Here is an 11,677-nt window from a genome sequence, read left to right on the forward strand (position 1 = left end):
GCCTTGTCGAACATGCCGCTCTTGTAGCATTCGGTCGAGGACATGAACTCGTACTCGAAGCCGAAGCTGTCGAGGAATTCCATCAGCCGATTGTTGTTATGCGCGCCGAAGCTTTCATGCGTGCCGAAGGGATCGGGCACCTGGGTCAGCGGCTTGTTCAGATACTCCGCCAGCATTTCCTGGTTCGGCAGGTTGGTTGGCACCTTGCGGAAGCCGTCCATATCGTCCGAGAAGGCGATCAGCTTGGTCGGTACGTCCGGCATCAATTGCTCGAAAGCGCGGCGCACCATGGTGGTGCGGAAAACCTCGCCGAAAGTGCCGATATGCGGCAGGCCGGACGGGCCGTAGCCGGTCTCCAGGATCACATGACCTTTCTCCGGTTTCGATCCCCCGATCCGCGCAACGATCTTTCGCGCTTCCTCGAACGGCCAGGCGCGGGCGTTCTCGGCGATCTCGGTGGGGATAAGGGAGGCCATGTTTTTTTCCTTGAGCTTGCGATAGTGCGCGGGAAGCTAGGGCGCGGCGGGGCGAAGGTCAACGGTTCGCGCGCAGCGGGGCGGGGCTTTACGAGCGTTCACGACATCTCGAATGCGGTATTTTTCTGATTTTAGCATTTAACCAGCATTTTATGGTTTAATTGGTTTGGGGCGGAGGCAGGAGCTACGCTTGATTGATCCGAAAGAATTTTCGATCTGGTATCCTGAAACGGATGACATCAAACCGTCGCATGAGCGTTCGGTTTCATTCCTTGAATATTGCCTGAAGGTGAAGCCGCGCGACGGCATGGCGTCCCGCAGTGACTTCTCTCTTGAGACCTTGAAGCCCTGGCTCGGCAATATCATGATCCTGGAACTCGACCCGGACCGCGAGGATTTCCGCTATCGACTCTATGGCAGCGAGATCGCGAGCCGCACGGGGTTCGAGATGACGGGGAAGTGGGTTGCCGATCTGGGCCCCGATGTGGGTGACATCCTCAGGGAGCAATATCTGCGGGCCGTGAGGGAGGAACGTCTGATCCTCTGCCGCAACCCCTATGTCCATTCGCGGGCGCCGTGCGACTGGGAGCGCGTGGTCTGTCCCGTTATGGAGGGGGAGAAGCAGCAGGTTGTCGTCTCCAATCACATGGTGGAGCTGACAGGCCAGTTGCGGGAGTTGCGGCTGGCTGCCAACGGAACAAAGAACTGCTAAATTCTTGACCGTCCCTTCCGGACAAACCGGTCGATAGACCTCTTTCAATTATGTATAAAACCGTGGCCCGCTGCCTTGGTGCCGCGGCCAAACTTTCTTGAAGCAGGATTATTCAGATGACGCTGAGCCTTTGGCGGTCCGCCCTGGTGCTTGGATTGCTCTCGCTGGTCGGGCCGTTCGCGATCGACATGTATCTGCCGGCGATGCCCGAGATCGTCGCGGATCTCGGCGTTGACGAGACGGCGATCCAGGCGACGATCACGGCCTATTTTATCGGCTTTGGCCTGGCGCAGATGGTCTATGGACCGTGGGCGGATCAGGCGGGGCGGAAGCTGCCGATCTATGTCGGGCTGATGGTTTTCCTTGCCGGCTCCGTCGGTGCCGCGCTGTCCGGGACGGCGATGGAACTGACGGCCTGGCGTTTTCTTCAGGGCTTGGGCGGTGCGGCGCTGATGGTGCTGCCACGGGCGATCATCCGCGATCTGCATACGGGGGCAGCCGCGACGAAGCTGATGGCGCTGATCATGCTGGTGATCTCGATTTCGCCGATGCTGGCGCCGCTTGCGGGCAGCTTTGTCGTGCCGGTTTTCGGCTGGCGGGCGATTTTCTTCATCCTCTGTGGCGGCGCGCTTCTCAGCCTGCTGGTCACGGGAACGATGCTGCCGGAGACCCTGGCGAAATCAGACAGGGTGCCGTTTAATCTGCGGGCGCTTTTCAGCGGCATGCGGACCCTCATTTTCGACCGGCAGTTCCTTGCCCTGACCTTTGTCGGCGCCTTCGGCATGGCGAGCTTCTTTGTCTTCATCGCCTCGGCCGCTTTCGTCTATCGCGACCAGTACGGCCTGGGGCCGACCGAGTTCGCGATTGCCTTCGCCGTGAATGCCGTCGGCTTTTTCGGGGCGTGCCAGCTTGCCGGGCCCCTGGCGGAGCGGTTCGGTTTGACGGTCGTGATCCGGATCGGGACGGCATTCTTCGCCGCATCCGCCACAATCCTGCTTGCCCTGCTGCTGACGACGGAGGTGCATCTGTTCGTGGTGATCGGTTTTCTGCTCTGCGCGAATGCGGGCTTCGGTCTCGCCTTGCCGACGACGATGGTCATGGCGCTGGACGAGCATGGCGCGATTGCCGGACTTGCCTCTTCCTTTGGCGGAACCCTGCAAATGCTGACAGGCGGTCTTATGATCGTTGCCACGGGGCCGTTCTTTGACGGAACGGCCATTCCGATGGTCGCCGTCATCGCGATTTGCGCGTGTGCTTCCTTCGTGCTCACCCTGATTGTCCGCACGCGGTTCTGATCGAAACGCGACATCGTGCGGAAGGACGGATCGAAAATGCCTGTATGCCTCCTTATCGGCGCCGGTCCCGGGGTCGGTGAAGCCATTGCCAGACGGTTTGCTGCGGGTGGGTACTCTGTCGGCCTGATCTCGCGGGGTGCCGCCAAGCTGGAGGCGATGGCGGGCAGGCTGTCCGAAGCAGGCGCCACGGTCGCCTGGCACGCGGCGGATGCGGGCGATGCCGCCGGACTTGAAAACGCGCTGACGGCTCTGACGGACACGCTCGGCCCGTGCGATATCCTGATCTATAACGCCGCCGTTCTGAAACCCGCGACGGCTCTGGAACTGGAGACGGACCGGATCGAGGCGGAGTTGGCGGTCAATCTGCTGGGCGCACATAGGGCAGCGAAATTCGTTGCCCCGGGGATGGTCGAGCGGGGCCGTGGGGCAATTCTCTTTACCGGCGGTGGCCTGGCACTGGAGCCGTTCCCGGAATGGAGCTCGCTCGCCCTCGGCAAGGCGGCGCTGCGCAGCCTCTCGCTCTCGCTTTATAAGGAACTCGCACCGCGTGGCGTGCATGTCTCGGTGATTGCGATCTGCGGCATCGTGGCGCCGGACGGCCCGTTCGATCCGGACCTAATCGCTGCCGAATACTGGCGTCTTGCAACAACACCCGGCGGCATTGAAGACCGCGAGGTCATCCTGCAGCCGGCGGGCACCGATCCGTTCTATAACGATCCGGAGCGGCTGCACGCGGAGACGTCCCTGCTGCCGGAACATGCCCGGTAGGTGACGGGCAGCTATGCGGGCCACACAGACCGCTTGATTCTCCCACGCCCGCTCTGTATAAACCCGCCTCCCCTCAAGCGATTGTGGGGCAGCGCCGCGTCATGGCTTGTAGGGCATGCCAGACCGGCAGGTAGTAACCGCTAAAACGGAGATCGAAATGCCCAAGATGAAGACCAAGAGCGGCGCCAAGAAGCGGTTCCGGCTCACGGGCAGCGGCAAGGTGCGTGGTAACGTCGCCTACAAGCGCCACCAGCTGTCGAACAAATCCCAGAAGATGAAGCGCAAGGCCCGGGGGACGATGATCCTGTCCGATGCCGATGCGAAGATCGTCAAACAATTCCTTCCGTACGCTTAAGAAAGGGCACCAGAGATGGCACGTGTAAAACGGGGCGTCACGGCTCACGCCCGTCATAAGAAAGTTACGGACAAGACCAAAGGCTATTACGGCCGCCGGAAGAACGTCTTCCGCGTTGCCGTACAGGCGATGGAGAAGGCGGCTCAGTACGCCTATCGCGATCGCCGGGTCCGCAAGCGCGATTTCCGCGCTCTCTGGATCCAGCGTATCAATGCCGGTGCGCGCAGCTATGGTCTGACCTATTCGAAGTTCATGAATGGTCTGAAGAAGGCCGGTATCGAGCTCGACCGCAAGGTGCTCTCGGATCTCGCGATCCACGAGCCGGCGGCGTTTAAAAGCCTGGTCGATCAAGCCCAGGCCGCGCTCGGAACTGCCGACTAATACGAGGCCTGCCGGATCATCCGGCAGCCTATCGGTAAAAGAGTTGAAAAGGGGTCTGGCCTTAGCCGGGCCCCTTTTGCTTTAAGGAACCCGCGCTGGACCGGAACCGGCACCGATTTGGGGTGAAAAAGATCATGCAGGACGTTGAAACACTGAGAGCGGAACTCGCCGCCGCCGTTGATGGCGCGGGAGATCTTGCCGCCCTCGAAGAGCTCCGAGTCGGCGCTCTTGGCAAGAAAGGCCGCATCACCGGCCTGATGAAGCAGCTCGGCGGTCTCGACCCGGAGCAGCGCAAGGAAGCCGGCCAGGCTTTGAACCGTCTGAAGGACGAGATCCAGGCCGCCATCGAGGCGCGCAAGACCGGGTTTGAGGATGCGGCACTGGATGCCCGTCTGCTGGCCGAGCGGATCGACGTTTCCCTGCCGGCCCGCCCGGAGACATCCGGCCGGGTGCATCCGATCACCCAGACCATCGAAGAGCTGACCCAGATCTTCGCCGAGATGGGTTTCTCCGTCGCCGAAGGGCCGCATATCGAGAGCGATTACTACAACTTCACCGCGCTCAATATCCCGCCCGAGCATCCGGCCCGTCAGGAACTTGATACCTTCTACCTGCCGCCGGACGAGAGCGGCACGCCGCGCGTCCTGCGCACGCACACCTCCCCGGTGCAGATCCGCACCATGGAGAAGAAGACCCCGCCGATCCGGATCATCTGCCCGGGCCGGACCTTCCGTTCGGACCACGACGCCACGCACTCCCCGATGTTCCATCAGGTCGAGGGGCTGGTGATCGACAAGACCACTCATATGGGCCACCTGAAGGGCTGCCTGATCGATTTCTGCCGGGCCTTCTTCGGCGTTGACGATCTGCCGGTGCGCTTCCGCCCGTCCTATTTCCCGTTCACCGAGCCGTCGGCCGAGGTCGATATCGGCTGCACCCGCAAGGGTGGCGAGTTCAAGATCGGCGCCGGCGACGACTGGCTGGAGATCCTCGGTTGCGGCATGGTGCACCCGAAGGTGCTGGAATATTGCGGCATCGACTCGACCGAATATCAGGGTTTCGCCTTCGGTATGGGGATCGAGCGGATTGCCATGCTGAAATACGGCATTCCCGACCTGCGCCCGTTCTATGACAGCGACCTGCGCTGGCTGAAACATTACGGCTTCATGCCCTTCGATGTTCCCAATCTGGCCGGAGGGCTCAACCGATGAAGTTCTCGCTGTCCTGGCTGAAAGAGCATCTCGAGACCGATGCCACGCTTGAGCAGATCTGCGACACCCTGCCGATGCTCGGGCTTGAGGTCGAGGAGCTGATCAATCCGGCTGAAAAGCTGTGGCCCTTCACCATCGCCCATGTCATCGAGGCGGTGCAGCATCCGAATGCGGACCGGCTGCGCGTCTGCAAGGTCGATACCGGCTCGGAGACGATCCAGGTGGTCTGCGGCGCACCGAACGCACGCACCGGCATGAAAGGCGTTTTCGCGCCGTCCGGCAGCCATGTTCCGGGCACCGGCGTAGACCTGAAGAAAGGCGTCATCCGCGGCGAGGAGAGCAACGGCATGCTCTGCTCCGAGCGCGAGCTGGGTCTGTCCGACGAGCATGACGGCATCATCGATCTGGCGGAAGACGCGCCGGTCGGCATGTCGTACGCCGAATATGCCGGGCTGGACGATCCGGTGATCGATATTGCCATCACGCCGGACCGGGCGGATTGCCTCGGTGTGCGCGGTGTGGCCCGCGATCTTGCCGCTGCCGGTCTCGGCACGCTGAAGCCGCTGGACACAAGGGAGGTCAAAGGCACATTCGCAAGCCCGATTACCTGGGACGTGGATGTGCCGGAGCCGTCATTGGTACCCTATGTGGTCGGCCGCTATTTCAAGGGCGTGAAGAACGGCCCGAGTCCGAAATGGATGCAGGACCGGCTGGTTGCCGTCGGCTTGCGCCCGATCTCTGCGCTGGTCGATATCACCAACTACATGATGCTCGATGTCGGCCGTCCGCTGCATGCTTATGACGCGGACAAGGTGTCGGGTGGCAAGATCCGCATCCGGCTTTCCAAGGCGGGTGAGAGCTACGAAGCGCTGAACGAGAAGACCTACACCTTCGAGGACGGCATGCTGGTGCTCGGTGACGAGCACGGCATCGACGACATGGCCGGCATCATGGGTGGTGAGCGGACCGGTTGTGGCGACGAAACCGTGAACATGTATCTCGAGGTTGCGATCTTCGATCCGATCTCGGTTGCCATGACGGGCCGGAAGCTGAATGTGCTGAGCGATGCCCGTTACCGTTTCGAGCGCGGCCTCGACCCGACCGGCCCGACCTGGGGCGTGCATCTGGCCTCAAAGCTGGTGCTGGATATCTGTGGCGGCGAGGCGAGTGAGCTGGTCGTGCATGGTCAGGAAGAGGACTGGCAGCGCACCATCACGTTGCGGCATTCCCGGATCAAGGGCCTCGCGGGCATCGATGTTCCGGAAGAGCGCGCAAAGGACATCCTGACGCGGCTCGGCTTCGAAGTCTCCGGCAGCGGCGAGGCGATCAGCGCGGTCATGCCGCCCTGGCGTTATCGCGATGTCGAGGGCGAGGCCTGCCTCGTTGAGGAAATCATCCGGATCAACGGCTATGACGAGATCCCGGTGGTCTCTCTGGAAACCGGCCATGTCGTGCCTGAGCCGGCGCTGAGCAAGGCGCAGGTCCGCGAAGGCACGTCCAAGCGCCTGCTGGCATCCCGAGGCATGATGGAGGCGGTCACCTTCTCCTTCCTGTCGCAGGACGAAGCCGAACTCTTTGGCGGTGGCGCGGACGAGCTGAAGCTGGTCAACCCGATCTCCAGCGAGCTGGACGTGATGCGTCCCTCGATCCTGCCGAACCTGATCGCGGCCGCTGTCCGGGGCGCGAATATGGGCATTGGCGATGCGTCCCTGTTCGAGGTCGGCCCGCAATATGCGGATGCGACGCCGAAGGGGCAGTCCACGGTGGTGGCGGGCTTGCGCGTCGGCCGTACCGGCCCGAAAGACTGGGCGGGCTCGACCCGTGCCGTCGATGCCTTCGATGCCAAGGCGGATGTCATGGCGCTGCTGGAGGCTCTGGATGCGCCGGCGGGTAATCTGCAGGTCTCGACCGATGCGCCTGCCTGGTACCATCCGGGCCGCTCCGGCGCGCTGCGTCTCGGCCCGAACGTGCTGGCGACCTTCGGGGAGTTGCATCCGAAGGTGCTGAAGGCGATGGACCTGAAAGGCCCAGCGGTGGCTTTCGAGATCTTCCTCGCCAAGGTGCCGACACCGAAAGCCAAGGGTCCGGCCAAGCCGTTCCTGAAGCTCTCCCCGTTCCAGCCGCTGACCCGCGACTTCGCCTTCGTGGTGGAGAAGGACGTGCCGGCGGAAAAACTGGTCCGGGCCGCAGCCGGTGCGGACAAGGCGCTGATCTCTGGTGTGCATCTGTTCGACGAGTATCAGGGCAAGGGGCTGGAAGAGACGGAGAAATCCATCGCCCTACAGGTCACCCTGCAACCGATCGACGCGACCCTGACGGACGAGCAGATTGGCGAGGTCACCCGCAAGATCGTCGCCCAGGTCGAAAAGGCCACCGGCGGACGCATTCGCGGCTAAGAACAGCTTTCACCCAAACGCAAAAGGCCGGGCATATGCCCGGCCTTTTTCATTTCACGTCATCCCAGCCGGAGAGCCGGGACCCATCTGTTCGTAAGGCTGTGCGTCCGGCCTCTCGGATCCCGAGCCAATCCCGGGCCAGGTTCGGGAAGGCGGGCGAGGGGTGGAGGCTCGTTCGCAGACGAGCCGTAGCGCTATCTCAGGCCCTGGCCATTTCCATGAAACCTTCATCCTCCAGCATGGTGTCGTCCGGTTTCGCCCGTGTCGGGCCCTTTGCCCGAATACCGCCGGAGAACAGGGCGGTTTCAAGCATGCGTTCGCACTTGCGGCGGAATTCCTGGGGAGCTTTGTATCGGATGGCGCCAGCGAGCTGTGCGCGGGCTTCCTTGATCTTCATCGCGCGCCGTTCGATCTCGTCTTTCATGGCGGCTTCGATGGCGGCCCTGGAGGCGATCGAGGTGGCTTTCATGAAAGCGTGCAGCAATATGGTATCGACGGCATCTGTTGCCTCGTCGGTATAATCCTTCGGCAGCTTGGCGCTCTTGATCGCTTCTTTCAGGCACTTGGCCGACGCTTCGCAGTGGGCCGTGCGACCGCTTTCGGCCTGCTTCTTGATCTGGGAGAGAGCTCCGTTGACGGCGGGCGCCAACTCGTGAATCCGGCGGAGTGCCTCGTCAGCCTCGGCAGTCCGGGTTTCAATGTGACCAAACATCGGCAGCCTCCAACTTTCTGTTGATGGTGCGTGGTTAATGATGCGTAAAGATTAAAATGCTTTTTATCTAATTGCTATATAAAAATGAAGCCCGAGCCAAAATTGTCGATTTCAGGTTGCGGAAGCACGGGCTGCAGAGGCCGCTTTATGCAGGCAGCGCATGGTCGGGTGAGGCCGTTCGCATAGGGTGGCGACCGGAGCCGTGATCAGCCGGAGATCGTCAGACGCCGACCGGCTTTGTATGTTTTTCCAAAGGCTTGCCCGCTTTATGCTCCGGTGCGGTATCGCCCGGTTTTGCCCGGTTTTCGACTTTCGGAGCCGTGTCGCGCGGTTTGGCCTTCGTCGGCCCCTTCGCCTTGACGCCGCCAGAGAACATGGCGACTTCAAGCATCCGCTCACATTGCTGTTTAAAATCCGGGGAGGCCTTGTACTTCATGGCGCCGGAAAGTTTCTCCCGCGCTTCCTTGATCTTCGCCGACCGCTTTTCCAGGTCATCTTCCCTGGCAGCATCAATAGCCGCCTTGGAGGCGAGGGCTGTGGCCTTCATGTAGACATGCAGCATCAGCGCATCGACGCCGCCCCGGGCCTGCTTGGTAAAGTCGTTTGGCAGTTTCGGGTTCTTGAGGATTTCCGTCAGGCGTTTCGCGCTGGCTTCGCAGCGGTCCGTCAGGCCTGCCTCGGCCTGCTTTTTCATTTGCATCAGCGCGGCCTCAATAGAGGCTTTCAATGCTTCAATCTGCCGCTGCTTTGCTTCGTCTTCGGCGCTTTTTTCTTTTCCTAAACCGAACATGGGCGCTTCCTATCCCCTCGTTATGGAGGTGACTTATTTTAACCTTATACATATTAGTGTGATTGCTGGAAGTATCCATTAAAAAGAGAAAACTATTACTTCAGTATTTTTCGATATTTTTCGTTGGATTTGATGTTTTTGTTTGTAATTTTTTGGAGTTGTTCTCTGGTTTATTGAAGAGATTAACGCCGGTAGAGAAAATGCATAAATCAGGGAGAATTATCGTCAGGGTTTGCAGCCCGGTTGATGCGCCTTCTGCTGGCCGCTGATCGCCGCCCTCGGGAGCGCTAAAGACTGAAAGGCCGGGGGAGTCCGCCCTTTCAGTTCGGGTGATCGTCACCGGGTTTTTGTCGCGGGCCTGGGCGGGCGGTAAAAGTCCGCTGGGGAGTCGTTCGGGAGGTTTAAACCCAGCCCTGCAACTCCCGCTCCACCACGGCTCCGATTGCCTTCATCCCGTCGTCGCTATCGTTCAGGCAGGGGATGTAGGTGAAATTCTCGCCGCCCGCTTCCGCGAAAGTCTCGCGGATGCCGATATTGATCTCTTCCAGCGTCTCGACGCAGTCGGCGGAAAAGCCGGGGCAGATGATGGCGAGATTCTTCACGCCTTTCGCAGGCAGCCCTTCGACCGTGTCCTGGAGATAGGGTTTCAGCCACTCTTCCTTGCCGAAGCGGGACTGGAAGGCGACCATCATCCTGTCGTCGGTCCAGCCGAGCTTTTCGCGGACCAGCCGCGTGGTCTTGAAGCAATGGCAATGATAGGGGTCGCCGTTCAGGAAATAGCGCTCCGGCAGGCCGTGATAGGAGGTGATGAGCAGGTCCGGCGTCCAGTCGAGGCCTTTCAGATGCGCCTCAATGGAATTGGCGAGACCCTCGATATAGGCCGGCTCGTCATGATAGGCAGGGGCGGTCCGGACGGCCGGCTGCCAGCGTAGTTTCATCAGAGCCTCGAAGGCCTTGTCATAGGCCGTTGCCGTGGTGCTGGCGGCATATTGCGGATAGAGGGCGACCAGCAGGATGCGCTCGCAGCCCTTCTCCTTCAACTCGTTGATCTTGCTCTCGGTGCTCGGGTTGCCATACCGCATGCCCCAGTCGACGATGACGTTCGGATACTTGTCCGCCAGTGTGGCCGCCAGCTTGTCCGACTGGTTGCGGGTATAGAGGCGCAAGGGGGACTCGTCCGTTTCCTTGATCCAGATCTGCTCATAGGCGTGCCCGGTCTTGGCGGGGCGGGTCGGCAGGATGAACAGATTGAGGATGATCTGCCACAGCAGCGGGTTCACTTCGATGACCCGCTCGTCCGAGAGAAATTCCCTCAGGTAGCGCCGGATGGATTTGGTGTCCGTCGCGTCCGGGGTGCCGAGATTGAGCAGCAGGACGCCGATCTTCTCGCCGGCGAGAGCAGGGTGATCGGAGGGCAGCTGTCTGGGAGCGAGGGCCATGGAACGGGTCCGAATGTCGTGGGTACTATCTGGAACGGTTCCAACATAGGTCGCAACGCATCCGAAACCAGTCCTCTCTGTCCGCAAAAATGCCAAGGCCCCGCCTGAGCGGGGCCATCGGACCATATGAGCGACGGAATGTCGCGGCGAAGCAGGCGGTTAGCGGGGCGCGATGACCATGATCATCTGCCGGCCTTCCATCTTCGGATAGGACTCGACCTTGGCCGCTTCTTCCATTTCGTCGCGGACCCGGTTCAGCACGTTCATGCCGAGATCCTGGTGCGCCATTTCACGGCCACGGAAACGCAGGGTGACCTTCACCTTGTCGCCTTCACCGATGAACTTGCGCACATTCTTCATCTTCACCTCGAAATCATGCTCGTCGATATTCGGACGCAGCTTGATCTCTTTGATTTCGATGATTTTCTGCTTCTTCTTGGCTTCGTTCTTCTTCTTCTGAGCCTCGTACTTGAACTTGCCGTAATCGAGGATCTTGCAGACGGGCGGGTCCGCATTCGGAGAGACTTCAACCAGATCGAGGCCAAACTCTTCGGCTTTTAGAATGCCTTCGCGAACAGTCAGTACGCCAAGCATTTCCCCGTCGGGATCAATGCAGCGGACTCGTTCTACGAGAATGTCACGGTTCACCCGCGGGCCATCCTTGGCCGGCGGCTGATTGAATGGTGGTCTGGCGATCTATCGCCTCCTTCGTTATCTGTTTCTGTTCTGTGGGGAGGAGCCAGCCCGGATCAGATGTGATCCGGAGCCAGTGCCTCTTCTTTAAGTCTAGTAATGGCGTCGTCGAGTGCAAGCACTTCTTGCGCTTTTCCGCCGAGTCGCCGCACCGCGACCTTGCCTTCTTCCGCCTCGCGGCGGCCGACGACGAGGATTGCCGGGATCTTGGCCTCGCTGTGCTCGCGGATCTTGTAGTTGATTTTCTCGTTCCGGCGATCCATCGCAACCCGCAATCCGGCGGCCTTCGCTGCAGCCATCACCTCGGCCGCGTAATCGTCCGCATCGTTGGTGATGGTGGCAACCACGGCCTGGACCGGTGCCAGCCAGAGCGGGAAGCGGCCGGCATATTGCTCGATCAGGATGCCGATCCAGCGCTCCATCGAGCCGAAGATGGCCCGGTGCAGCAT

General features: G+C 60.8%; 13 protein-coding genes and 1 pseudogene. 7 read left to right on the top strand and 7 right to left on the bottom strand.

All coding sequences use genetic code 11. The features are described 5' to 3' along the window. Positions 1 to 476: pseudogene (lysK, locus tag AAC126_RS19495) on the bottom strand (lysine--tRNA ligase); the annotation flags it as partial. 190 nt (positions 477 to 666) lie between these two features. Here lysK and AAC126_RS19500 point away from each other — a divergent pair. From AAC126_RS19500 to pheT, 7 genes are all read left to right on the top strand, one after another. Next, positions 667 to 1,188, top strand: a complete 522-nt coding sequence (locus AAC126_RS19500; RefSeq protein ID WP_339856547.1) for a hypothetical protein — start codon at positions 667 to 669, stop codon at positions 1,186 to 1,188. 116 nt (positions 1,189 to 1,304) lie between these two features. Further along, positions 1,305 to 2,483: a multidrug effflux MFS transporter gene (locus tag AAC126_RS19505; protein WP_339856549.1), complete on the top strand. Its 1,179-nt coding sequence runs from the start codon at positions 1,305 to 1,307 to the stop codon at positions 2,481 to 2,483. Between the two features lie 36 nt (positions 2,484 to 2,519). Next, positions 2,520 to 3,251, top strand: coding sequence for an SDR family NAD(P)-dependent oxidoreductase (locus AAC126_RS19510; protein WP_339856551.1), 732 nt, complete (start codon positions 2,520 to 2,522; stop codon positions 3,249 to 3,251). Positions 3,252 to 3,408: 157 nt separating this feature from the next. Beyond that, positions 3,409 to 3,606: a 50S ribosomal protein L35 gene (gene rpmI, locus AAC126_RS19515; protein WP_028467118.1), complete on the top strand. Its 198-nt coding sequence runs from the start codon at positions 3,409 to 3,411 to the stop codon at positions 3,604 to 3,606. A gap of 15 nt (positions 3,607 to 3,621) precedes the next feature. Then, on the top strand, positions 3,622 to 3,987 hold the full coding sequence (gene rplT / locus AAC126_RS19520; protein WP_193172694.1) for a 50S ribosomal protein L20: 366 nt from the start codon (positions 3,622 to 3,624) through the stop codon (positions 3,985 to 3,987). A gap of 134 nt (positions 3,988 to 4,121) precedes the next feature. After that, complete coding sequence (pheS, locus tag AAC126_RS19525; RefSeq protein WP_339856557.1) at positions 4,122 to 5,198, top strand: phenylalanine--tRNA ligase subunit alpha; 1,077 nt, start codon at positions 4,122 to 4,124, stop codon at positions 5,196 to 5,198. After that, entirely contained in the window at positions 5,195 to 7,594 is a 2,400-nt protein-coding gene (gene pheT, locus AAC126_RS19530; RefSeq protein ID WP_339856559.1) for a phenylalanine--tRNA ligase subunit beta, read from the top strand. Before pheS ends, pheT begins: the two co-directional genes overlap by 4 nt. Positions 7,595 to 7,793: 199 nt before the next feature. Here pheT and AAC126_RS19535 read toward each other — a convergent pair whose 3' ends face one another. From AAC126_RS19535 to AAC126_RS19560, 6 genes are all read right to left on the bottom strand, one after another. After that, entirely contained in the window at positions 7,794 to 8,306 is a 513-nt protein-coding gene (locus tag AAC126_RS19535) for a hypothetical protein (RefSeq protein WP_339856561.1), read from the bottom strand. Positions 8,307 to 8,526: 220 nt separating this feature from the next. Then, positions 8,527 to 9,096, bottom strand: coding sequence for a hypothetical protein (locus AAC126_RS19540; RefSeq protein ID WP_339856564.1), 570 nt, complete (start codon positions 9,094 to 9,096; stop codon positions 8,527 to 8,529). 100 nt (positions 9,097 to 9,196) lie between these two features. Then, a complete protein-coding gene (locus tag AAC126_RS19545; protein ID WP_339856567.1) occupies positions 9,197 to 9,436 on the bottom strand; it encodes a hypothetical protein in 240 nt (79 codons plus the stop codon). Positions 9,437 to 9,497: 61 nt separating this feature from the next. After that, entirely contained in the window at positions 9,498 to 10,535 is a 1,038-nt protein-coding gene (gene hemH / locus AAC126_RS19550; protein ID WP_339856568.1) for a ferrochelatase, read from the bottom strand. A gap of 159 nt (positions 10,536 to 10,694) precedes the next feature. After that, positions 10,695 to 11,183 (bottom strand): translation initiation factor IF-3, encoded by a 489-nt coding sequence (gene infC / locus AAC126_RS19555; protein WP_339856570.1) that lies wholly within the window; start codon positions 11,181 to 11,183, stop codon positions 10,695 to 10,697. A 101-nt stretch (positions 11,184 to 11,284) separates the two neighbouring features. Then, positions 11,285 to 11,677, bottom strand: a 393-nt coding sequence (locus AAC126_RS19560) for a His/Gly/Thr/Pro-type tRNA ligase C-terminal domain-containing protein (RefSeq protein ID WP_339856572.1), incomplete at its 5' end; no start/stop codon positions are given.

It is taken from the genome of uncultured Nisaea sp. (genome assembly GCF_963974195.1).
GTDB lineage: Bacteria > Pseudomonadota > Alphaproteobacteria > Thalassobaculales > Thalassobaculaceae > Nisaea.